General features: G+C 66.9%; 17 protein-coding genes. 8 read left to right on the plus strand and 9 right to left on the minus strand.

All coding sequences use genetic code 11. The features are described from left to right. The first annotated feature begins 275 nt into the window (after positions 1-275). The 5 genes from MKL20_RS03915 to MKL20_RS03935 all read left to right on the plus strand — a co-directional run bounded on the left by MKL20_RS03915 (position 276) and on the right by MKL20_RS03935 (position 7,307). Positions 276-1,292: a glycosyltransferase family 2 protein gene (locus MKL20_RS03915; protein WP_313902703.1), complete on the plus strand. Its 1,017-nt coding sequence runs from the start codon at positions 276-278 to the stop codon at positions 1,290-1,292. Between the two features lie 191 nt (positions 1,293-1,483). Continuing rightward, positions 1,484-2,560 (plus strand): glycosyltransferase family 4 protein, encoded by a 1,077-nt coding sequence (locus tag MKL20_RS03920; protein WP_244035585.1) that lies wholly within the window; start codon positions 1,484-1,486, stop codon positions 2,558-2,560. A 188-nt stretch (positions 2,561-2,748) separates the two neighbouring features. Further along, a complete protein-coding gene (locus tag MKL20_RS03925; RefSeq protein ID WP_244035586.1) occupies positions 2,749-4,164 on the plus strand; it encodes a lipopolysaccharide biosynthesis protein in 1,416 nt (471 codons plus the stop codon). A gap of 267 nt (positions 4,165-4,431) precedes the next feature. Further along, the gene (locus tag MKL20_RS03930) at positions 4,432-5,793 is read left to right on the plus strand and encodes a polysaccharide biosynthesis/export family protein (RefSeq protein WP_244035587.1); all 1,362 of its coding nucleotides are present in this window, start codon (positions 4,432-4,434) and stop codon (positions 5,791-5,793) included. Positions 5,794-5,870: 77 nt separating this feature from the next. Next, positions 5,871-7,307, plus strand: coding sequence for a hypothetical protein (locus tag MKL20_RS03935; RefSeq protein WP_244035588.1), 1,437 nt, complete (start codon positions 5,871-5,873; stop codon positions 7,305-7,307). An 82-nt stretch (positions 7,308-7,389) separates the two neighbouring features. On the opposite strand, the gene MKL20_RS03940 is transcribed toward MKL20_RS03935, so the two are convergent. From MKL20_RS03940 to MKL20_RS03975, 8 genes are all read right to left on the minus strand, one after another. Next, positions 7,390-8,517 carry a glycosyltransferase gene (locus MKL20_RS03940; protein ID WP_244035589.1) on the minus strand — a complete coding sequence of 376 codons (1,128 nt, stop codon included), beginning with the start codon at positions 8,515-8,517 and terminating at the stop codon, positions 7,390-7,392. Between the two features lie 159 nt (positions 8,518-8,676). Beyond that, entirely contained in the window at positions 8,677-10,341 is a 1,665-nt protein-coding gene (locus MKL20_RS03945; RefSeq protein ID WP_244035590.1) for a Wzz/FepE/Etk N-terminal domain-containing protein, read from the minus strand. Continuing rightward, on the minus strand, positions 10,338-12,350 hold the full coding sequence (locus MKL20_RS03950) for a glycosyltransferase (protein WP_244035591.1): 2,013 nt from the start codon (positions 12,348-12,350) through the stop codon (positions 10,338-10,340). The genes MKL20_RS03945 and MKL20_RS03950 overlap by 4 nt, the downstream gene beginning before the upstream one ends. A 299-nt stretch (positions 12,351-12,649) precedes the next feature. Beyond that, on the minus strand, positions 12,650-13,342 hold the full coding sequence (locus MKL20_RS03955) for a class I SAM-dependent methyltransferase (RefSeq protein ID WP_244035592.1): 693 nt from the start codon (positions 13,340-13,342) through the stop codon (positions 12,650-12,652). A gap of 420 nt (positions 13,343-13,762) precedes the next feature. Next, on the minus strand, positions 13,763-15,001 hold the full coding sequence (locus tag MKL20_RS03960; RefSeq protein ID WP_244035593.1) for a glycosyltransferase: 1,239 nt from the start codon (positions 14,999-15,001) through the stop codon (positions 13,763-13,765). Continuing rightward, a complete protein-coding gene (locus MKL20_RS03965; protein WP_244035594.1) occupies positions 14,998-15,765 on the minus strand; it encodes an HAD family hydrolase in 768 nt (255 codons plus the stop codon). Before MKL20_RS03965 ends, MKL20_RS03960 begins: the two co-directional genes overlap by 4 nt. A gap of 268 nt (positions 15,766-16,033) precedes the next feature. Beyond that, positions 16,034-16,903: a glycoside hydrolase family 16 protein gene (locus tag MKL20_RS03970; protein WP_244035595.1), complete on the minus strand. Its 870-nt coding sequence runs from the start codon at positions 16,901-16,903 to the stop codon at positions 16,034-16,036. A gap of 461 nt (positions 16,904-17,364) precedes the next feature. Further along, the gene (locus MKL20_RS03975) at positions 17,365-18,018 is read right to left on the minus strand and encodes a protein-L-isoaspartate O-methyltransferase family protein (RefSeq protein ID WP_244035596.1); all 654 of its coding nucleotides are present in this window, start codon (positions 18,016-18,018) and stop codon (positions 17,365-17,367) included. 334 nt (positions 18,019-18,352) lie between these two features. Here MKL20_RS03975 and MKL20_RS03980 point away from each other — a divergent pair, with 334 nt between their 5' ends. Further along, positions 18,353-19,627 carry a PQQ-dependent sugar dehydrogenase gene (locus MKL20_RS03980; RefSeq protein ID WP_244035597.1) on the plus strand — a complete coding sequence of 425 codons (1,275 nt, stop codon included), beginning with the start codon at positions 18,353-18,355 and terminating at the stop codon, positions 19,625-19,627. Further along, positions 19,627-20,220 (plus strand): c-type cytochrome, encoded by a 594-nt coding sequence (locus MKL20_RS03985; protein ID WP_244035598.1) that lies wholly within the window; start codon positions 19,627-19,629, stop codon positions 20,218-20,220. The genes MKL20_RS03980 and MKL20_RS03985 overlap by 1 nt, the downstream gene beginning before the upstream one ends. Positions 20,221-20,229: 9 nt before the next feature. Here the strand turns inward: MKL20_RS03985 and MKL20_RS03990 are convergent, their stop codons facing one another. Beyond that, the gene (locus MKL20_RS03990) at positions 20,230-21,006 is read right to left on the minus strand and encodes an MOSC domain-containing protein (protein WP_244035599.1); all 777 of its coding nucleotides are present in this window, start codon (positions 21,004-21,006) and stop codon (positions 20,230-20,232) included. A 193-nt stretch (positions 21,007-21,199) separates the two neighbouring features. Here MKL20_RS03990 and clpB point away from each other — a divergent pair, with 193 nt between their 5' ends. Then, on the plus strand, positions 21,200-23,824 hold the full coding sequence (clpB, locus tag MKL20_RS03995; protein WP_244035600.1) for an ATP-dependent chaperone ClpB: 2,625 nt from the start codon (positions 21,200-21,202) through the stop codon (positions 23,822-23,824). Positions 23,825-23,891: the final 67 nt, after the last annotated feature.

Here is a 23,891-nt window from a genome sequence, read left to right on the forward strand (position 1 = left end):
GAGAGCCTGCGTCATCAGAGCAAAGGATGTGAATTCAGCAATCCAGTCACTGTATATGCCGTCGGAACGAGTGGATTTTATCGGCCGATGGGGATACATCGCGGCTTGAGAGCCGTCCCCGGGCGCGTTGCGCGCGTGCGGCTCCGAGTCTTGGTGGGGCCTGCTTTCCTTCGCGAACGGGCTTCCGCTCCGGATATGGGCTCGAAGCCGCGCGGCGTGAGGCGTCCGCGAGCGAGCCTGATCTGCGGGAGCGCGAAACGGAGTGGGCGTCAGTCGTGGAGAGGGAGCCGAGAATCGCCGTCGTCATCACGTGTTTCAATTATGAAACCTACGTGGGCCGGGCGATCCAGAGCGTCGTCGGCCAGAACGCGGCCGATTGCGAACTCGTGGTGATCGACGACGGATCGACGGACCGGTCCTGGGAGGTCATCCAGCAGACGGGCGTTCGCGCTTATCGGATCGCCAACAGTGGGCAACGGTCGGCATGCCTGTACGGTCTCGGCCGGACGCGCGCGCCGTTCGTCCTGTTCCTGGATGCGGATGACGAGTTGCTGCCCGGCGCGCTCGACCGGATCCGCCCGATGCTCGATCCCGGGGTCGCGAAGGTCCAGTTCTGCCTGACCTGCGTCGATGCGACCGGGCACGTCATCGCCGAGCGCTACCCGGCGCTCGAAGCCTTCCGCAGCCAGGACAGGGTCGTCGACGAGGTCCTGCGCTCGGGCGTCTACCAGACGCCGCCGACCTCGGGGAACGTGTTCCGGCGGGATGTCTGCGAGATCCTGCACCAGTGCGACTATGATCGCGCGGTCGATGGCGTCATCCTGCTCATCGCGCCGTTCATGGGCGATGTGGTCAGCATCGCCGACAGCCTCGGCCTGTACCGTGTCCATGGACGAAATGATTCGGGGGTCGGGCGTGCCCCGCAGGCCGCGACCTTCGAGCGTGATCTCCGGCGCTTCGAGTTGCGCTTGGCGCATCTGCGCGAACTGGTCCGGCACCTGCGGCCCGAGGCGGCTCTGATCGCAGCCCAGCGGACCTACTACTTTCGGCTTATGGATTTCTCCGCCACGCTCGTTCGAGGCTCCCGATATCGGCCAGGGTCCTTCCTGCAATTGCTCCGCGCTATTCTGACGGAGCCGCGCCCCTGGAAATGGAAGATCGCGAACACGCTGTTCTCCGTGGCGATGTTCCTGGCGCCCCTGCACCAAGCACAGGCCCTTCTCGCGCTCCGGTTCTCCGTCGGGCGACGGTCGGTGCGACAATTTCTGCGTGCAAATAATGCCTCGCACTAGAATCGCAGGCGTCCGAGAATCGCTCAAATTTCCATTTATCCCGTGAATAACCCCACAATACGTAGTCAAATTGTTTCAGACAATTTGTATTGACCTTCTGCGTTGATTAGGATCTGACCTCACCGGCCAAGGTTCCGACGTGTCGGATGTCAAGTTGGGCGGCTCTCGGACGAAGTGAGCGTTGGTGTAACGTGCGAGTTCTGCATCTTCTCAACCACACGCGCCGCATGAACGGCCATGTTCATGCAGCCGTCGATCTCGCCTGCGCGCAGGCCAAGCTCGGCCACACCGTCGCCATCGCGAGCCAGGGCGGTGAATTCGACGCCTTGCTTCAGGAGAACGGCGTCGAGAGCTTCATCGTCGATCACGAGCGCCGCCCCGGCCGGATTCTGAAATCCATGGTCGGGCTTGCGGGGCTGCTCAAGCGGTGGCGGCCGGATGTCGTCCACGCGCATATGATGACGAGCACCGTCCTCGCCTGGCCGGCCTGCAAGCTGGCCGGTGTCACGCTGATCACCACCGTGCACAACGAGTTCGAGAGGGGCGCGATCCTGATGGGGCTCGGCGACCGCGTCATCGCGGTGAGCGCCGCCGTGGCGAAGTCCATGCAGAAGCGCGGCATTTCCGCCTCGCGCATCGACGTCGTGCTGAACGGGACCATCGGCTCCGCACGGATGGCCGACCGCTGCGAGGTTCCGAAAGCGCTCGACCACCCCGCGATCGTGTTCGTGGGCGGCCTCCATCCGCGCAAAGGCTTGCCCAATCTCCTCCAGGCGTTCGACGCGGTGCATGCGCAGCACCCGGCCGTGCGCCTCTACGTGGTCGGCGGCGGCCCGACACAGGATAGCTATGCCCAGATGGCGCGGGAGATGGCATCCGCGGCCGCGATCACCTTCGCCGGCCCGCAGGACGACCCCTATCCGTGGATGCTGGGCGCCGACATCTTCGTCCTGCCCTCCCATGCCGATCCGGCGCCCCTGGTGCTCTCGGAGGCCCGGGAGGCCGGCTGCGCGGTGATCGCCACGCAGGTCGACGGGATTCCGGAACTCCTCGATCAGGGACGGTCCGGGATACTCGTGCCGCCGAACGCGCCCGACAAGATCGCGGATGCGCTCCGGATGCTGGTGACCGATCCGGACCTGCTGCAGGCGTGGCGCGCTCACAGCCAGATTGCGATCGACAACCTGCGGATCGAGCGCGTGGCGCGCGAGGTCATCGCGGTCTATGACCGCGCCACCGGATCCAGGGCCAAGCCGTCCGCGGCGTGAGCGCGGCGCAACCGGCACGGTCGTGGAGACGCAGTCAGCATGGCGTCGTGTCGCAGATCCGGTAAATAGGCCGGACTGAGCTTATCATCGCCATATTGCCCTTATCCGGGTCCAATATCATCGATAGAGACAGCACGTTTCGCGCCGGCCGCGATCCCGCTCAATGTCGTTCCCCGCAGGATCGGTTTATGCTCACCCTCAAGACGTTACGCGGTGCCGGCTGGAGCGTCGCGGCCCGGACGTCCGCGCGCATGATCGACCTCGCGACGCTCCTCGTCCTCGCCCGGATTCTGACGCCGGCGGATTTCGGCCTCACAGCCATCGCGGTGTCGCTGATCTCGATCGTCGAGATGATTCTCGAAGTGCCGCTGGTGCAGGCTCTGATGCGCCTCCCGAGGATCGAGCGATCGCATCTGGACACCGCCTTCACCCTCGGCCTGCTGCGGGGCAGCGTGGTCGCGGTTCTGATGATGCTCGCCGCCTGGCCGGTCGCGCATATCTACGACGATTCACGTCTCGTCGCGCTCATCCTGTTCCTCGCGCTGGCACCGATCGCGCGGAGCCTCGCCAGCCCCGCGATGGTGCATTTCTACCGCGATCTCGATTTCCGCGTCTCCTTCGTCACGGACTTCTCCGGAAAAATCATCGCGGCGCTGATCTCCGTGGCGACGCTGTATGCGGGGGGCGGATACTGGGCGCTCGTGATCAATCCCGTCATATCGGCTTGGATACCCACGATCCTGTCCCACGTGCTGGCCCCGTACGCGCCGAAGCTCTCCCTGGAAAAGCTGCGCGACTTCTCGGCGTTCACGGGCTGGTTCACCTCGGCGCAGATCCTGACCGCGTTCAGCTGGCAATACGACCGCGTGTTCCTGGGTTACAACGTCGAGAAGTCGGTTCTGGGCCGGTACAGTCTGGCCAGCGACTTCTCGGTCATGCCGACCCAGAGCCTGATCGGTCCGGCCATGCGCCCGGTCATGGCAGCGTTCGCCACCATGGCCGACGACCGGAGGCGTCTGAGCCTCTCGTTCCTGAAGGCGGCCCGCCTGACGATGTTCATCGCATTGCCGGCCGGGATCGGAATCGCGCTGACATCGGACCAGATCGTCAATGTAATCCTCGGAAGCCAATGGAGTTCCGCGGCGGTATACTTGCGGTGGCTGTCTCTGGCGATCATGTTCACCGCCTATTACCAGCCGGTCTATTCACTGTGCCTCGCGGTCGACGAGCCGAACCTGTTGTTGAAAATCAACATGTTCGAAGCCGCGGTGAAGATCCCGTTGATGACCGTGGCGTTCTATACGGGCGGTCTGCTGCTGATGCTGTATGCGCGTGTCCTGGCCGCGGTCATCCATCTTCTGGTCAGCGCCGTTTATGCGCGCCGTGTGATCGGCGTCAGTATCGCGGTGCAGTTGGGCAATCTCTGGCAGGTCGGCCTGTCCTGCATCGTCATGGCGGCCTCGGTCTTCGCCTTGGAGGAAGCGTTGCGGCGGGTCGAGATCGGGGCGCTCGCGCCGCTCGCCGCCATGACGCTCTGTGGTGCGCTCGTCTATGCCGCGTCGATGCACATGTGCGGCTTCCGCGTGCGCTCCCTGCGACAATGACCTGGCGGGATCAATCGCGATCGCGACAGGCGCCCGGCAGGGATGTGCTGTCTCCGGATCCCTGGGATCGGGATGTGTTTGTTTGCCATGGCATCGGGTTTTCAGCGTGATCGGCCGGTTCGAGCGTGGCGTAAACTGCCGAGCGGGTTGAGTGCGGCCTGATATCGTATACAGTAACATCCAGCGACGCAGTGCGGCTCGGCTCCCTAATAGAGGTTGTTGGCCGAAGTATTTTGCCGGAAGCCGGTTTCGGTTTGGGAGACTTGGATGTATTGGCGGCAGATCGCTGCGTCTTGCGTGTTCGTGGTTGCCAGCGTTCTCGCAGCACCGGCTGCCGAAGCCCCGGGCCGATACCTGCTCGGCCCGCAGGATCGGTTGACTATTCGCGTCTACGATCTGCGGCGCAACACCGGCGAGGCGTATTCGTGGACCGCGTTGAACGGAGAGTTCTCCGTGGCCGCGGATGGCACAGTGTCGATGCCTCTGATCGGCCAGATCAAGGCGGCCGGCGGGACCCCGACCGATCTGGCCGAGGCGATCGGAACCTCGCTGAAACAGGCGGCCGATCTCGCGGAAACGCCGGCGGCTTCGGTCGAGGTCGCCAGATACCGGCCGTATTATATCACCGGTGCGGTCCAGCGGCCGGGCAAGTTCGAATATCAGCCCAGCCTGACCGTTCTCCAGGCGGTCAGCACCGCGGAGGGCCTCATGCGCGGGTTGGATCCGCGGATGATCCGGCGTGAGATCGTGACGACGCGAGGCGAGTTGCGCACGCTCGTCACGGAGCGGATCGCGCTGGCGGCCAAGCAGGCGCGGCTGGACGCGGAGATCGCCGGCGCGGACTCCGTCAGCTTCGGCGAGGATCTGAAGGCGGCCCCCGACAAGGCGCGGGCCGATCAGGCCATGCGCGGCGAGCAGCTCCTGTTCGAGACGCGGCGCAACGCGGTCAAGGCGGAGATCGCCGCGATCGAGCAATCCATCGTCAGCTTCCGCGCCGAGATCAGCGCCCTGGAGAACAAGGCCAAATCCCTCGATCGCCAGATCGAGCTGAGCCGGGGCGAATTGAACCTCGTCAACGACCTCGTCGCCAAGGGACTCACGATCACGCCGCGCAAGCTCGCCGCCGAGCAGAGCCAAGCCGCGTTCGAGAGCAACCGGCTGGACGTTCAGGTCGCGACGTTGCGCGCTCAGCAGAGCCTGACGCGGGCCGAGCGCGACATCATCGAGCTCCGGTCCCGGTTCCGCCGCGACGCCCTGGCCGATGCGGCGGAGACGCGCCTCAAGCTCGGGCAGAACGACGAGAAGACGCTGACCGCCGGGCGGCTCTCGGCGGATGCCGAGTCGCAGATGCTCGGCAGCGGCGAGGAGGGCGGCGAGATGCTGATCCCGCGCTACGAGGTGACCCGCAGGGTCGGCGACCGGTCCAGCACTTGGTTCGCGCAGGAGGATGCCCAGGTCGAGCCCGGCGATGTCGTCCGGGTCACCCTCGTCCGGAACCCGAGCGGTCGGTCCGGGGAGGCGCCGCAAGTCTCCGGACCGCGCCGCCCGCCTGAGGGCGGCAACGCCAATCGCACCGGGCCGGCCTCCGCGGAGGCCGTGCGTCGCGCCGCGGAAAGTACGGATCGGTAGGACGCGATGCCGGTTCGCTCGCGGGAAGACGCGATCCTCGGCCAAATCGTCGGTCTTCAACTCGAGGCAAGCGGATCATGAGCTTCGAACCGATCGGCGCCATCACGATCGTTGTCGGGCTGTTCTGCTTGTTGTTCGGCACCCGATCGACCGTGGTGGCGTTCGTCGTGTTCTGCACGCTTGGGTCCGCCGCCGCGCTGCTGCTCGGCGGTGCCAACGTTCAGCCGGCACACCTGTTTCTCGTCTTCCTGGCCATCTCGACGCTGTTCTGGCGCAAGACCTCCATCACGATGCTGGAGGCGCTCAAGATCACCGAGCCCGGCTTCTGGCTGCTCTGTCTGGTCCTGTACGGCGTGCTGAGCAGCTATGTCATGCCGCGGCTGTTTGCCGATGCGACCTACATCATCCCGCTCGGCACTTCGACGCATCTGAGCACCTATGACGGCGCCGTGCCGCTGGGACCGGTCTCCAGCAACCTGACCCAGCCGATCTATCTGATCGGCGACCTCGTCTGCTTCCTCATGATCGCGACCGTCGGATCGACGCAACGGGGTCTTGCGACGCTTGCCACCGCGCTGACCGCCTACGCGGCCACCAATATCGGCTTCGGCATCCTCGACCTGCTCACGAGCGCGACCGGCACCCAGGAGGCGCTGCAATTCATCCGGAACGCTCAGTACACGTTCCATGATGAGGAGACCATCGGCACGATGCGGCGGATCATCGGCTCCTGGCCGGAAGCCTCGGCTTTCGCCAGCATGACGCTGGGGGCGCTCGGGTTCACCGGCATGCTGTGGCTCTGCGGACGCAATCCCCTCGTCACCGGGTCCTTGGCCCTGCTGTCGCTGCTGTTCGTGGTGATCTCGACCTCATCGACCGGGCTGGTCGGCTCGGTGGTCGTCCTGGGACTCCTCTACGTCACGGCCGTGCAGCGGTGCAGCATGCGCCCGCAAGATCGCTTCAGCGCCGCGGCGGTCGTCCTCGGTCCGCTGGTTCTCTGCCTGATCGTGCTGCTCGTGCTGGTCACCGAAGGCGTGGCGGAGAGGATTTACGAGTATGTCGACACGCTGATCTTGAGCAAGGCGCAGACGGATTCGGGCGTCCAGCGCTCGTACTGGAACACGCTCGCCTGGCAGAATTTCTTCGACTCACGAGGCCTCGGGGTCGGCCTCGGGACGAACCGGACCTCCAGCTTTCCGCTGGCGGTGTTGTCGAATGTCGGCGTTCCGGGCGCGGTCTTCTACCTGTTGTTCCTCGCGACCGTGTTCGGCGTCCGCCGGGGCGAGCCCCGGAGCTATTCGAGCGACGTGCGCGCAGCGTCTCGTCTCGCCTGCTTGTCCCTGCTGACCGGGAGCATCATCGCCGGGCCTACGGTCGACCAGAGCCTGCTGTTCTACGTCTTCGCCGGGGTCGCATCTGCCTGGCCGGAACGCGAGCGGCTCCCCGCCGCGCAGTCCGCGGGGCTCGTCTCCGACCCTCTCGCCCTGGCATCGATGCGATCCGCGCTGCGGTAGCGATCGGGCCTGGGTCGGACGGGACCGCGACCGGCGCGCGAGGGCGTCGGTCGCTTTCGCTGCGTTCTCTATGACGCCGCAGTCACGCGGCCAAATCGGCTCCGACGGCTCGCCGGATGGCTTCGGCATGAATTTTTGCCGTGTTCTCGACGCTGTACTGCTCGATGTTGTGCCGTCGGAAGTCGGCAAACGTCTTCTCTTCGGCGATATGATCGCAGTAGTGGTTCATGGCCTCCACAAGCGCGGCTTCGTCGTTCGACGGGACCAGCTGCCCCAGGCGGCGGTCGACCAGGATGTCGCTGGGGCCGAAATCGCAATCGGTCGAGATGACCGGGAGCCCGCACCGGAGCGCCTCGCAGATCGCCAGCGACCAGCCCTCCCATCGCGACGTGGCGACGAACACGTCGCTGGCATACAGTGCCCGCTGCGGGTTATCCGGATGGAATTCGAGCTTGACCACCTCTGACAGGCCGAGGCGTTGGATCCGATCGGACAGGGCGGGCTCGTCGGCTCCATGGCCGACGAGCCGCAGCCTTATGTCCTGGCGCCGTTCGTAGAGCCGGGCGAACGCGTCGATCAGGAGGTCCTGGCCCTTCTGGTAGTCGTAGCGTCCGACATTGACGAACGTCACCAGGCCGGCCGGCGGCTTCTCTTCGGCTGCCGGAGGCTCGAATTTCCGGACCGGGTTCGGCACCCAGACGGTCGGCCTGCGGCAGTCGAAATCCTCGGTGAAGGCTCGGAGCTGCCGGGGCGAGGTGCCGAACACCACCGTCACCTGTCGCAGGACGAGATGCCGGAGGAGGAAGAACAGGATCTTCGCTTTGAGATGTCCGTTCTCGCGGCGCGGATTTCCGTGCAGGTGCATCGCGATAGGCCGCTTTAAGCCCAGTCGCGCAAACCAGAAGATCACCGTTGGATCGATCTGCGGGACCACGACGAGATCGTAGCGCTTGTCCCGGACGACGCTGCGGAACGCCCGCATGAGACCCAGGCGCGATGAGACCGCGCGCCTGACGATGTTGTAGGCCCGCGGGGTGGACGGATAATTGCGGTGCTCGGATACCAGCAGGACATCGACGTCGAATGCGTCGCCGTAGGTCTTGGCGAGTTCGGTGCAGATCTCGTCATTGACCCGTTCGATGCCCGCAAAGACGCTGGTGCCGGGCTGGCAATAGAGGACTCTGATCTTTCGATCGGTCGCGGCTGGCATCAACGATACTCCGAAGGATGGTTTGCAGGCGCGGCAATCGCCGCAAGACTGCCGCGCCGGCGAGGCTTCGCTCGGACCGTCGCAGGTCCTCCGTCGAGCCGGAGGCCGGCTCGGCTCAGGAAGGCGCGTCGGAGCATGAGCACGACGTGCAGCGGGCAATCAGACGCGATTGAGGATGGCGCCGATGACGCTGGCGCCGGCGCTCCGCAACCCGTTCACGGCGTCGGACAATTCGTCGACGGTCGTGCGTCCGGCTTCGGCCACGATGACCACCGCATCGGCCCGCCGCGCGGCGGCCCGCGTCTCGGCCGAGACCGAGAGGGGCGGCAGGTCGAGGATGACGTAGCCCGTCTGCCGCATGTGCTCGATCACCTTGTGGAAGGACGGCGCACCGAGGTAGACGCGGCTGTTGACAGCCGTGTTGGGCAGGCGTGCGGGCAGCACCGCGATCCCGCCGTAATCGAGGAGCTTGGCGCCGGGAATGCGGGCGGGATCCTCGATCAGATCCGCCAGGCAGGTCCCTTCCCAGGTGTCGAAATCGTAGGTCAGCGATCGCGGCGCGGACCCGTGCACGTCGGCGTCGATCATCGTCACCGGGCGCCCGCTCTCCTGGATGATCCGGGCCAAGTTCAATCCGATCAGCGAGGTGCCGGAATTCGCCGTGCAGCCGACCAGGGCGACGACGGTCTCGGCTTCGCCGGGGCGGCTCGACAGGGCGAGCTGGATCGAGGTCCTCAGGTCACGGATGCCCGAGGCGAAGCCGCTGTTGCCGAGCCACAGGGTCGTCGCGGATCTCAGGTCGCTCGGGCCGCGCCGGCCGGCGACGCTCTTGCGCGAGACGTCGGGCATGACGGCGAGGCAGGGAACGCCAACGCGCTGGACGAGATCCTGCGGCGTCCGGATCCGTCGATCCAGGGCCTGCCGGAGGGCGACGGCCAAAAGTCCGCCGACGAGACCCACCGTCAGGCCGAGGCCGAGGATCAGCGTCTTGCGGGGCGCCGACGGCGTGAGGGGCTGGAGCGCCGCGCCGATCACGCGGGCATCGGCATCCGGTGTCGGCGCGTCGGGCAGGCTTCCACTGGAAACCGCGGCCGCCGCAGACCGCGCCTGCGACGACAAGGCGTTGACGCGGCCCTGCAGGAATTCCGCGCCGTTCTTGGCGGCATCGGCCTTCGCGGCGATCGATTGCCAGAGGTAGGCCGAGACGGCCGCGTTCGCGACCCGTCGCGCCAAGTCGGCGTTCGGGGAGGTGTAGGCGACCTCCACGACGTAGGATTGGCCGACCCGGCGCACGGTGAATTGCTGCGCGAAGGTCTCGAACTGCCGCTGCTGCACGACCTCGGGGGTCGGCGGCGGCGGTTCCGGAATGCCGAGCAGGGATTTGAGGCTCAAGCGCCGCGTCTCGGCCTTGCCGGAGGGCGGCGTGCCGAATTCGGGATTGTTCGCGAGCCCGAGGCTGTTGAACACGTTGGACAGGAGGCGCTCGGAGCGCAGGACCTGGAGTTCGCTCTCGGCCCGGCCGACATCGAGGCTCGGCGCCAGCGAGCCTTCCGGCGACCCCGAACCGGCTTGGCGTCGCGGTTCCAGGAGCAGCGTCGCGGTCGCCGTGAAGAGCGGCGTCGCGGTCATCGCGTAAAGCAGGGCGACGCCGACGCAGAACAGGATCCACAGGGCCACGACGAACTTGTGGCGCTTGGCCGCCTTCAGGGCGGCCGAGATCACCGCCAGGGGGCCATCCGGCACGCCCACGGAGGCCGCCTCCGGGAACGGCCAGACCGCCTGAGGCCGCTCCGGCGCGATCCGATTTTGATTGTGCACGGTCATCTCACGGCTTTCGGTCGGATCTGCAGGGCCCGCTCGGGTTCGAGCCGTCCCAGGAGGGCGTCGGCCGCGCCCCGTAGATTGCCCCGTAAACGGCCGCGCCGATCGATGAACGGTTCCGGGACAGCCGATCGCGCCAGATTGCTAGTGAAATTCCGAAATAAATGATCCAGCACCTGAGCGTAAGTCATCGTTCCCTTACGCAGCATGTACAGGGGATTAACCACCTGCGAATAGCCGAGCCGATCGCCGGCGATCCGCCCGCCCTTGACACCCATATGGACGCCGCGCGCCGCCATGCATTTCACGAGCCGTCCGCCCTTGGCTCTCAGGGCTGCGCCGAAATCGCGGTCCTCCAGCCAGCCATACAGGACCAGGCGCTCGTCGAACCGCAGGGTCCCGATGGCGGAGCGCCGGAACGCCATGTTGCAACCGTAGGGGCTGAACGGCTCGATCATCGGCGCCGATTCGACCGGCCCGGTCGCCGCGAGGAGGCGATCGACCTCGGCGAAGCTCAGACCAGGGCCCTTGATACCGTCCGCCAGCACGTCGCCCGTGAAGCCGACGATGTCCGCCTCGTCGCGGAATGTCCGGGCCGCGACTTCGAGCCAGTTGGGCTCGGGCACGAAATCGTCGTCGAAGAAGGTGACGATCTCGATTCCGTCGGGCAGGGCGGCCAGCGCCGTGTTGCGCTGCGCCGCAAGACCGGGGCGGCCGGTCAGCACCGTGACGTCGCCCCAGCTGGCCGCGTCGCCGGCATCCTCCGGCTTGATACATGAGATGATCACGGCGGCGGGCTTGTAGGTCTGCCGATCGAGGATGCGCCGCAGCGTCTGCGCCACGACCTCCGGGCGCCCCAGGGTCGCTATGACCACGGCGATGCTGGGCGGCGCCGACGCGGTGCGCGGGCGCCCGACATCCCTCCGCCCGGGCGAGCGCATCACGTCCAGGTAGCCCTGCGCCGTGTCGGCCCAGGAAAACCGGGCCGCCTGAATGCGGCCGCGGCCGATCAGGTCTTCCCGAAGCGTGGCGCTCGCCAGCAGGGCCCGGACATGCGCCAGCCAGAGTTCCGGCTGGTCGGGAGGCGCCAGGAGCGCGGCGGTGCCGCAGATTTCCGGCAGGCTGGCGCGATCGGTCGAGATGACCGGGCAGCCCCGGGCCATCGCCTCCAGCGCCGGCAGGCCGAAGCCCTCGGTCAGCGAGGGAAAGGCCAGGCATAGGGCGCGTTCGAGCAGGTAGGCGAGATCGTGATCGGTGACGAAGCCGAGATGCTGGACGTTGTCGCTGCGCTGCAGCTCTTCCGCCGCGAAGATGCCCGCTTGGCCGCCGGCGATGATCAGGTCGACACCGAGGCTCGCGAACTCGCGCGCCAAGCCGAGCAGCAGGCCGAGATTCTTGTGGCGCGCGCGCGAGCCGAGCGCCAGCACGAACGGGCGCTCGGTGCCGTCCGGATTGCGGCGCAGCGCCGACGGCGCCCGGGTCGCCTGGTCCGGGTCCCAGGCGTGGACGTGCTCGTGCCCGTTGGGCAGGACGAGGATGTCGGACGCCTTCACCGACAGATGCTGCGCGATCTGCCCGGCCGAGAAGCTCGAGACGGTGGCGATCCGCGCCGCGCGCCGCGCCAGCAGGGGCTGGAGCGTCTTGTAGAAGGCGCGGAACGAGGCGCTGTAGCTCTCCGGTTCGAGGAAGACGTTCGCGTCGTGGATGCAGACGACTTGGTCGGCCCTGAGGGCGGGCGCGGTGTTGCAGAGGTTGAGCAACCGGCCCGGCCAAGCGCGCGGCAGGGCGACCTGCTCCCAGGCATGGCCGCCCGAGCGGCCGATGACCTTGAGCGGCGTCCCAGCGAAGCCGGGATCCTGGGCGCCGGGCGGTGCCAGCAGGGGAATCGTGGCCCCGCGCGCGGCCACGGCCTGGCTCATCGCCCGGGTCACGTTCCATGCGTAGCGCTGAACGCCGGTCATCGGTTGCGTCAGGAAGCGACCATTGATCCCGAACGATTCAGCCGCCGTCATACTAACGATATACTCCTATCGATATTCGAACTATAATTTTTGAATTGAACCGACATCGGCGGCAATGCTTCTGAGTATTTGGGGTGTTCAATGACACCCTCTCAAGCCGCCGCTTCGGTTTCAACTGCTACAACCCGTTTTGCACAATCGCGGCACTATTAATAGTAAACACTCCTTGAGGAAACGATCCTTACGCTATCTCCAGGCCGTGTACAAGAAATGGCCGTCGCGCATCAGCACGGCGCGGCTGCGGCGCGACCCCTGCGGCCGAGGATCGTCCGGGTCGCGGCCGGCCCGGCTCACTCGGCCAGAACCAGCAGGGAATAGCCGCCGAGGATCCGCACGGTGAGGTCCTGGTTCAGCGCGAACAGGGCCTGGCGCGGGATTTTCATGAGCCGGCTCGACGTGGCCTGATTGGGCAGTTCGAGGCGTCCGGCTGTGTAGGCGTGGTCGATGATCGTGTATCCGCAATCCCTCAAGGTCGCGAGCGCCGATTCCTTGAAGAAGTAGTGTAAATGCCCGACGCCCTTCCGGAGATTCATGATCGGCCGTTCCCGTAACAGCGACTGCACCGACAGATCGAGCGGGATGTGGAAGATCTTGTACTTGGCGAGGGGCCGCAATTTTTCGGCGAAGCCGATGTAATCCTCGACGTGCTCGATGACGTCGATCACCAGCATCAGGTCGAACGGCGATGCCGCGGCGTCGAACACGCTTTCGAGGTAGAATTTGGTCCGGCCGGTCTGCTTCCTCTTGGCCCGCTGATAGGCATGCGGGGAGACCTCGTAGCCGTAACCCTTTGAGAAACCGAAGGACCGCTCCAGGTTGAGAAGGATCTCCCCGGTTCCGCAGCCGACCTCACAGAGCCGATCGAACGTGATCGCGTTCTTATTGATGATCTGTGCGATCTGCTTCGCTTTCCAGGGCGCGTCTTCCTCGTGCCAGCTCGGATTGTTCTCCGCGTAGGTCTCGGTCTGATATATTTCTAACATGGTAATACGTCCCTGGCATCCGTGTGACGGGGAACTGCGTTCATCCGGTCATTAACGTTTGGCGGCCGATATAATTTCGCCGCGCTTTGGATTTTGTAGCTCTGATGCCTGTTGGCGCAATCATTCAATCGAAATATCAACTGCTTAACGGCAAGATCGTTAAAGCCGAATCGGTACGTAATTTACTGAACGAGCAATTCTGTCGCGCTATCCGGACGACAACAATCGTGGGCGATGCTGTCGAGCCGAACCGACCTCGCTGGCCGGCGAGCCGAGCGAGCGGATGGATCAGCTGCTCGGAATCTTTAGCGGCGCAGAGAAATGAGCTACATCCGGATCAGTACTTATATCCGTGTTCTGCGCAGCGATTTCAGCCTGGGCCAGGGCGGCGGTCGCCGGTTCCCTCCGACGGCGAATCTCTCAGGTCGCCCGACCGCGCCGACGCAGGGCCCGCATCTCCGAGCGCAGCGCTCGCGCGGCATAGATCAGTTCGATGAGCGGGAGCGCCAGGCGGCCGCCCCGCGGGAAGCTGCGCACGACCGCACCTTCGCGCCAGAGGCTTTCGCGGATCTGCTTCAAGGGGCTGGTGCTGCCCGCGCCGGCAAATTGCGCTCGGAGTTCGGTCCGTCCGAAGTCCCGGGATCGGTGCCCGAGGCTCAAGGTCGCCACGGCCTGCTCGCTCGGCCAGACCACCGCGTCCTTGAGGTGCCGCCAGGCGCGGGCCGCATCCTCCGGGACCCGGTGGAGCGTCTCCGGGGTGAGGCCATCGATGTAAGCGAGGACGCCGGTGAACAGGCCCGGCTGCTCCGGCGCGATGCGGCTCTCCCACCCCGGGACCTGGAGATTGGCGCGCGGCGGCCCGCCATCGGCTGAGGCCGTGAAGGTTCGCACGCTGGACAGCTCCGGCTCGAGGCAGGACTCGATCAACTGCCAGAAGCGGAGCGCCGAGGTCCGGACCTCCCAGGGCTTGTAGCCGTCGCTCTCGACGCTGAGGCCCAACGTGCGCGCGAAATGCGGCGTCGGAAGCCGCTTGTAATTGCAGCGGGCGAATTGAAGCCCGGACCATTGCCGATCTGGAATGCCCTCCTGAAGGATCCGCACCGTGCTGCCGTACAGCCCGGTATCGACCAGGATTCCGTGACGACGCGCGCCGGTGCAGGCCGTCAGATGGGCCCGGAACAGGCCATCCTGCTCGGCGACCGCTTGGCGGAGCATCACCACGCCGGGCTCGGTGCCGGCCAGCAGGGTGGTGAAGCGTGTTGCCTCGAATGGCGCATGCCAGGGGGGCGGCAGGTCGAGGTCGTCGCGTTGCGACAGGGCGGCGGCGATCTCGGCCATCGACTGGCCGCTGAACTCGCGCTCCAGCTCGGACAGGACCCCCGGGCTCGGCGGGTCGAACGCGGTCCGGGCCGCGACGAGGCGCGACACCATCAGATCCGCGCGGGGCAAGCGTTGCGGCAGACCGGTCCGCGCCAGGAAGTGCTCGTAGGCCAGCCGCATCCGCAGGCCGCCCCGGGCGCAGAACAGGAGGACGGCATCGTCGCCCTGGATGAAGCGCTCGAACAGCCAGAGGCGGAGGCAGAACTCCGCCAGGATGGGCCCCAGCGCGCTGCGCCCGAACGCCTCCGCGTCGAGCGGGCCGGTATCGGGCGCCGTCACGCCGGCGCACCCGCGCGCGGCGCGTGCGCCGCCCGGATCCGGAGCCCGTGCAGGGCGCGGGCGCGCAGGGCATCGGCCCGGCGCCGGAACACGAGATGCTTCGGCCGCAGGACCTGCAGGGAGCGCAACCCCGCGGCCTGGGCCATCGTCACGTCGGCGGTGGTGTCGTCGCCGATATGCAGGATGTCGGTGGCTGCGACGCCCTCCTGGCGCAGCACGACGCCGAACAGGGCGCCCGTCCGCTTCGTCGCGTTGTGGTCGGCGCTGGCATAGATGTGGGCGACGGGATGATCGGGCGCGTGCGCGGCGAGCAGCTGGGCGATCGTCTCGCCGCGATGATAGGTGTCGCTCACGGCGATGATCCGGCATCCCGCCCGCGCCTGCTCGGCCAGCCAGGCCAAGAGCGGCGTATTCGCCTTCAGCTGGGCGATCTCGACCGCGATCTCGGCCCGATGCAGGATCTCCGCCGCCTGCGCATCGAGACTCAGGATCCGGCCCATGGCGTCGACCATGTCGGCGAACCGCACGTCTCCCGTCGGGCAGGACAGGTCGAGCGCCCGGTAGGCCTGCTTCTGAACCTCGATGCGGGCGTCGTAGATCGCCCCCGGATGCCGCACGATCCGCCGCTCGGCGGCGAGAAGCTGCGCGGCGCGCACCGCAATGTCGTTGAACCGCTGGCGTTCCGACCGGTGGTCGCGATGGAGCAGCGTATCGAACACGTCGCAGGAAATGATCCGGGCGGCCGCTGTTTTGGGAAGGAGCATGATGCTTTTGAGCCCTCGAAACCCGTGCGTATCGCCGCCGCGGAGGTGCAGCTCGGTCGCGATCCCGCATGCCCGACCTGTCGGAAGCATGGCAATCGCGATTTTTAGTCTGTGCCCGCGGATGCAATCAAAAGGACGATGATTCGTGGCATTTGATCGTCAGGACACTGTTTGATCCCGCGATATCCGTCGAATCGCCGTACAGGCGAGGGAATATCCGATCTCCCCCGCGTCCTGAGTCCGATGGCCCGGCGCCGGGCCATCGGCCTTACTCCTTGCAGATGGCGTCGCGCTTCGTCTCGTCGGGGGCGAAGGCGTAAACGTAGTCGACCAGCAGATCGGAGGGGTTGGGGGTCTTGTCGATCGGCCAGCCGGAACCGAGGGCGAGATTGACCAGGATCATCAGGGGCTTGGTGTGCTCGGGCGGCGTCGGCGTCCGGCCGATCTCGCGGCGGTCGAGGTAGAACACGACCCACTCCTTCGTCACGTTCACCCCGTAGGTGTGGAAGCTGTCGTTCAGCGAGCCGCTCGGGACCGAGGTGATGATCTCGCCGCCGCTGTTCTTCTTCGGGTCGGTCTTGTCCCAGACGTGCCAGACCGAATGGAATCCGTCCGGGAACTGGCCGTAATATTCGAGCACGTCGATCTCCACCGACGGGGTCTTGTCGTCCTTCGGTTTGTTGGCGTTCAACCAGAAGGCGGGCCACACGCCGGGACCGGGCGGAAGCTTCATGCGCGCCTCGAAATACCCGTACATCAGGGCGAATCCGGCGGTGGTGGGATCGGCCGAGGAGAGCAGGCCGGAGGTCCACTTTCCGTTGTCGTGCTTCCGCGCCCGGATCTTCAGGATCCCGTCCTTGACGATGAACGGCGCGTTCTTCTCGGGATCGGCGAAGATGTCGATCGGGTCGATGAATTGTGCATCGCCGAAATCACCGTTCCAGGGCGTGTGCGCCGACCACCGCGCCCGCTCGTTGTTGGATTTCGAAACGCTCAAGTCGTTGAAGTCGTCGGCGAAGACCTTCTTGAACCGACAGAGCTGCAGCGGCTCGCCTTCCGCCTTCAGCTCCCGACATCCGGCGACCGTGGCGAGGCCGACCAAGGCTGCAACGGTTGGGAATACCCATTTATTCCGCATCAAGCGCGCACCCATTCGGCTCACCAGCAGTTTCGGCGAATTATAGCGTTCAAGTTCTGCCTTATTAGAGGGTTTATATAGTTCTGGTCCAGGGGGAGGGGCGGAGAAGTGCCGAGGCCCGGGCGAGGCGTGTGCGCCGTCGCGGCCTCGTCCCGAAGGTTGCAACGCCTGTCGCGGATGCGCCGGTCTTGTGCGCCGCAGCAATACGGTGGCCGCGCCGCAGAGGGGCGCTTGCTTCAGGCATCCCGGATTTTGGTGGGCGAAGATGTCGGGTCTGCGCTGGCCAATGCACCGTCGTCGCGAAGCGATCCGAAGCGGCCGCGATGCTCAGGGCGAGAGCGCTACGCGAGGTTGATCGGCCGCGCGCGCAAGGACGGTTCCAGCTGCCGCGAACCCAACGCTTAGCCTGAGGCGGGCAGTTCAGAAACAAGTCGAGCTTGGGAAAACCCGTCTCCAAAAGCTCAGAACGCGAACCCGACCTCCGCCGCGAAGGCGTCGAGGAGCGGCAGGGAGGCGTCGAACAGCGGACGGGAGCCGAAGGCATCGCCCGCGCGCACGAACAGGGTCGCCTTGGCGTTGCGGTGCGGGCCGAACACGCAGGCGAGGCGGCCGTCGTCCTTGAGCTGGTCCAGCAGGGCCTGCGGCCGGACCTCGACCCGGCCGTTGATCAGGATCACGTCGAAGGGTGCCTCCTTGGGGGCGCCCGCCTGCAGCGGACCCTCGATCACCCGCGCCGTGGTGCCGAGCTTGGTGCGGGCCGTCTCGGCGAGGTCGGGCACCGATTCGAGCGCCGTCACATCCGCGCCGAGATCCGCCATCACGGCGGCGGCGTAGCCGGTGCCGGTGCCGACATCGAGGGCTTTGGCGCCGGGCCGGATTTTCAGGGCCTGGATCAGCCGGGCCAGCACCATCGGCGCCGGCAGGCAACGGGTCTCGCCGTTCGCGCCGTCGAGCCGCAGGGTCTGATCGATATAGGCGAACGGCTCGCGGCCCTTCGGCACGAAGGCTTCGCGCGGCACCGTGTCGAACGCGTCGAGCACCGCGTTGTCGTTCACGTCGAAGGTCCGCAACTGGCAGTCGACCATCATCCGCCGCGCCTGCGCGTAATCGATCATCGAACCGTGTCCTCGAACCGGATCGGAACGCTGCGTGGGCCTGGCCACGGCGCGCGCCGCGGTCCCCGGCCAAGCTCAAGCGTTCCGGACGCGCGCGTTTTCGGAGATCACCGGCCAAAACGCAAGGTTTTCACGGGTGGACCCGGCCATGAGCATCGACGGCCGGCACCGCACCCGGATTGGCCGGCGGCGCTGGATCGCGAAAGATGCGTTACGGGGGCATCCCGCTGTCGCGCCAGGGTTGTCGAAGGGGTCGCATTGCGCGGTCAGACGTTGAATAGAGAATGCAGATCGGACCGGGCGATCCAAGATGCCGGCCATCTCGGGAGACATCATGACGCCAGTCACCAAGCCGATTCTGACCCGCGGACTCGCCGCCGCACTCGCCTGCCTGGGCTTCGGGACCGCGTCCCCGGATGCAGTGCGTGCGCAGGAGACGAAGGCCAGCTCCGCGCCGCCGGCCAGCGTGCAGGTCGATCGCGGCTCGGCCCTCTACGGACGTCCCGAAGGCGGGGACGCGGCCAAGCTCGCGCCGGTCGCAGGGCCGCCCCTGGCGACGGCCGCCGCCAAGCTGCCCCTCGACAAGCTGAAGGTGCCGGAGGGCTTCAAGGTCGAGGTCTATGCCAGCGGCCTCGCCAATGCCCGCTCGATGACCCAGGCGCCGGACGGAACGCTGTTCGTCGGCACCCGCACGGTCGGCAAGGTCTACGCGGTGCTGCCGCAGGCTGGGCCGGACGGTAAGCGCGAGGTCAAGACGATCGCGTCGGGGCTGCACCGGCCGAACGGTGTCGCATTCCACGAAGGCGCGCTCTACGTCGCCGAGCTGTCGAAGATCTGGCGCTACGACGACATCGCCAACCATCTTGACGGCTCCGAGAAGCCGAGCCTCGTCTACGATGATCTGCCTAAGGACGAAGCCCATGGCTGGAAGTTCATCGCCATCGGGCCGGACAACAAGCTCTACGTCCCGGTCGGCGCGCCCGGCAACATCGTGATGCCCCCAGACACGCACGCTCAGATCCGCCGGATCGATCTCGACGGCAAGAACGCCGAAGTGATCGCCCGCGGGGTGCGCAACACGGTGGGCTTCGACTGGAACCCGAAGACCAAGCAGCTCTGGTTTACGGACAATGGCCGCGATTGGGTCTCCGAGGACATCCCGAACGACGAGCTGAACGTGCTCACGGAGCCGGGCAAGCAGCATTTCGGCTATCCGTTCTGCCACCAGGGCACGTTCACGGATCCCGAATACGGCTGGGGCCATTCCTGCGCGGAGTTCACCGCGCCGGCGGGCCTGCTCGGGCCGCACACGGCCTCGCTCGGGATGCGGTTCTACACCGGCGCGCAGTTCCCAGATTCCTACAAGGATGCCGCCTTCATCGCCCGGCACGGCTCCTGGAACCGCACGACCAAGCTCGGCGGCGACGTCGTGGTCGCGCGGCCGGGCCCGGACGGCAAGGTCGCAGCCGTGGAGCCGTTCCTGACCGGCTTCCTCCAAGACAACAAATATGCCGGCCGCCCGGTCGACGTGCTGGTCGCCAAGGACGGGTCGCTGCTCGTCTCGGACGACTATAACGGCGCGATCTACCGTGTCAGCTACGGCCAGTGATGCGCCGCGGAGCGAGGATCGGGCTGATCAGGGGGCTTGCCTCGGCCCTCGGTGTCCTGCTGGCGGGTGCGGCGCTGGCTGCGCCCGATGCGGCGATGCAGGAGCGTCTCGCCCCCTGCGTCGCTTGCCACGGGGGCGGAACCTCGGAGAATGAGGGCGTGCCCTCGCTGGGCGGCCAGCAGGCGGACTACGTCGTGACGCAGCTGTTCCAGTTCCGGGAGAAGCAGCGCGCGGCGGAGCCCATGAACGACGTCGCCGCCGGTTTCTCCGACGACGACCTGCGCACTTACGCCGATGCGGTCGCGGCCCTTCCGGCGCCCGCTTGGTCGGGGCCGGCCGCGGACCCGGCCCTAGTGGCGCGCGCCCAGGCGCTGGTCTCAAAGCACCAGTGCAATTCCTGTCACGGTGCTGACCTTGCCGGCCGGGATGCAATTCCCAGGATCCGGGTGCAGCGGGAGGAGTACCTCGCCCGGGCCCTCGCGGCCTACAAGTCGAACGCCCGGCCAGGCTACGACCCGGCGATGAACGAGGTCGCGCAGGGTCTGAGCGACGCCGACATCCAGGATCTGGCAGCCTACGTCGCGCGGCTCTGAGGGCCGCGCCTAGCTCACCACGCGCAGCCTATCACCCACCGCGAGCGCTCCGCCGGCGATCACCTCGGCGTAGACCCCGAGGTCGCGGTGGCCGAGGCGCGCGTCGAGGGTCCAGGGAATGTCGTGGTCGCGCACGCCGCTCACCGGATCGACGTTGGTGGCGGCGCAGCGCACCGTGCGCTTGGTGATCTTGAGCCGCAGCCCGCTCGGCGCCTCGATCACCTGGCCGACCATGTCCAGCTCGGCGAAGGGCGCGAGCCCCTCGACCAGCAGGTTGCCGCGGAAGCGCAGCGGGTCGACCGGCGCGCCGAGATAGTCTTCCACCGCCGCCACGCTGGCCCGGTTGATCAGCGAGACGTAGCCGGTGGGCGAATCGGTGAACCGGTATTGCGGCGGCGCCGCCAGCACCTTCGGCTCGCCCCGCAGGTTTTCAGGCAAAGTGCGCCGCATCAGGTCGGCGAGTCCGTCGCGGCCGGCCTCCGTGTCGAGCCGGAACGCCAGCGCTTCCCCGGCATGCTCCACCGTGAGCGTGGCGGTGGCATCGTCGTAGCGGGTGCGCAGGCGGGCCAGAGCCTCGTCGCGCATCAGCATCAGGTACTTGGTCTTGGGTTGGTGCCGCGGCGCCACCGGGTTGAAGCCCGAGGGCCCGTTCTCGATGGCGTAGAGCCGGTCCCCCGGGAAGAACCCGCTGGTCTCCAGCTCCGCCCGGTCGAGGGGCTCCGGGCTCAGGCCCTTCACAGGGTAGCGGTAAAGGCCGAGGAGGCCGATTTCGAGGGCGGCTTGCATGCCGGCAGGGTGGCTCGGAAAAGCTCCGCCGCGCAAGGCCTGAGCCCTTGTGGTGCGCAAATACAACACCACATCGGGCCTACCGGTGGCTTTCGGCGCCGGGGCCCCTTGCGGCAGAATGCGGAGGGGCGACGTTTCGGCAAGGCCGCGCCATCTCGGGCGGCGGATGCCGGCACGGGAGGGTGAGACACGCATGAATTTCGAACTCTACACCGAGCGCGCCCGCGGCTTCGTCCAGGCCGCGCAGAACCTCGCCATGCGCGAGGGCCATCCGCAGCTTCAGCCGGGGCATCTGCTCAAGGTGCTGCTCGACGATCCCGAGGGCCTGTGCGCCGGTCTGATCGACCGTGCCGGCGGCCAGTCGCGAGTCGCGCTGGCACAGACCGAACAGTGGCTCGCCAAGCAGCCGAAGGTGTCCGGCAACGCGTCCGCTCCGCAGGCGACGCGCGAGCTGATGCGCCTGTTCGACACCGCCGAGCAGGCGGCCAAGAAGGCCGGCGATTCCTACGTCACGGTGGAGCGCCTGCTCCTGGCCCTGGCGGTGGAGAAAGAGTCCGAGGCCGGCCGCGCGCTCCAGGCGGCGGGCGTGACGCCCGCGTCGCTGAACGGCGCGATCAACGCGCTCCGCAAGGGCCGCACCGCCGACAACGCCTCGGCCGAGAACGCCTACGACGCGCTGAAGAAATACGCCCGCGACCTCACCGAGGCTGCCCGGGACGGCAAGCTCGACCCGGTGATCGGCCGCGACGAGGAGATCCGGCGGACCATCCAGGTCCTGTCCCGGCGTACCAAGAACAATCCCGTCCTCATCGGCGAGCCCGGCGTCGGCAAGACCGCGATCGTCGAGGGCCTGGCCCTGCGCATCGTCAACGGCGACGTGCCCGAGAGCCTGCGGGACAAGAGCCTGCTCGCTCTCGACATGGGCTCGCTGATCGCCGGCGCGAAGTATCGCGGCGAGTTCGAGGAGCGGCTGAAGGGCGTGCTCTCCGAGGTCACCGCGGCCGAGGGCGGCATCATCCTGTTCATCGACGAGATGCACACGCTGGTCGGCGCCGGGAAGGCGGACGGGGCCATGGACGCCTCGAACCTGCTCAAGCCCGCGCTCGCCCGCGGCGAGCTGCACTGCGTCGGCGCCACCACGCTGGACGAGTACCGCAAGCACGTCGAGAAGGACGCCGCGCTCGCCCGCCGCTTCCAGCCGGTCTTCGTGTCGGAGCCGACCGTGGAGGACACGGTCTCGATCCTGCGCGGCCTCAAGGAGAAGTACGAGCAGCACCACGGGGTGCGCATCCAGGATGCGGCCCTGGTGGCGGCGGCGACGCTCTCGAACCGCTACATCACCGACCGGTTCCTGCCCGACAAGGCGATCGACCTGATCGACGAGGCCGGCTCGCGCCTGCGCATGCAGGTCGATTCGAAGCCGGAAGAGCTCGATTCGATCGACCGCGAGATCGTGCGGCTGAAGATCGAGGCCGAGGCGCTCAAGAAGGAGACCGATTCCGCCTCCCGCGACCGGCTGGTCCGGCTGGAGAAGGAGCTGGCCGATCTTGAGGAGCGCTCGGCATCGATCACCGCCCGGTGGAAGGCCGAGAAGGACAAGCTCGGCACCGCCGCCGGCCTCAAGAAGAAGCTCGACGAGGCGCGCAACGAATTGGCCGCGGCCCAGCGCCAGGGCCAGTACCAGCGCGCGGGTGAGCTCGCCTACGGGGTGATCCCGGGCCTGGAGAAGCAGCTCGCCGAGATTGAGGCCAAGTCGGAGAACGGCCGCGACGGCATGATGGAGGAGGCGGTCACGCCTGCTCACGTCGCCGGCGTGGTCTCCCGCTGGACCGGCGTGCCGGTGGACAAGATGCTGGAGGGTGAGCGCGAGAAGCTGCTCGCCATGGAGGACGCTTTGGCCAAGCGCGTCGTTGGCCAGCGCGAGGCGGTGGCGGCGGTCTCGACCGCGGTCCGGCGCGCCCGGGCCGGGTTGCAGGATCCGAACCGGCCGATCGGCTCGTTCATGTTCCTCGGCCCCACGGGCGTCGGCAAGACCGAGCTGACCAAGGCGCTTGCCGGCTTCCTGTTCGACGACGACACGGCGCTCGTGCGCATCGACATGTCCGAGTACATGGAGAAGCACGCGGTCGCCCGCCTGATCGGCGCACCTCCGGGCTATGTCGGCTACGAGGAAGGCGGGGCGCTCACGGAAGCCGTTCGACGCCGGCCCTACCAGGTCGTGCTGTTCGACGAGGTCGAGAAGGCGCATCCGGACGTGTTCAACGTCCTGTTGCAGGTGCTCGATGACGGACGGCTCACGGACGGGCAGGGGCGGACGGTCGACTTCCGCAACACGCTGCTGATCATGACCTCGAATCTCGGGTCCGAGTATCTGGTGAACCAGCCCGCGGGCGAGGACACCGAGGCGGTCCGCGACGAGGTGATGACCGTGGTGCGGAGCCACTTCCGGCCGGAATTCCTGAACCGGGTCGACGAGATCATCCTGTTCCACCGCCTGGCGCGGTCGGAGATGGGGGCGATCGTCGAGATCCAGCTCGGGCGCCTGGCGAAGCTCCTGGAGGATCGCAAGATCACCCTCGACCTCGACGAGGAGGCCAAGATCTGGCTCGCCGACAAGGGCTACGACCCGGCCTACGGGGCGCGGCCGCTCAAGCGGGTGATCCAGAAGAACGTCCAGGATCCCCTGGCCGAGCTGGTCCTCTCGGGCAAGATCCACGACGGCGAGACGGTGCCGGTCCGGCTGGGCCCGATGGGCCTGATGATCGGCGACATGACGGTCGGCGCCGAGCGCCGGCCGGCCAACGTGGCCCTGAACTGAGCGTCTCGGTTTCGAGCGAGGCGGCGCGCCTGAGGAGGGCGCGCCGCCTTTTTCGTATGTGTCGTGC

Origin of the sequence: Methylobacterium sp. E-066 (assembly GCF_022829635.1) — a bacterium.
Classification (GTDB): domain Bacteria; phylum Pseudomonadota; class Alphaproteobacteria; order Rhizobiales; family Beijerinckiaceae; genus Methylobacterium.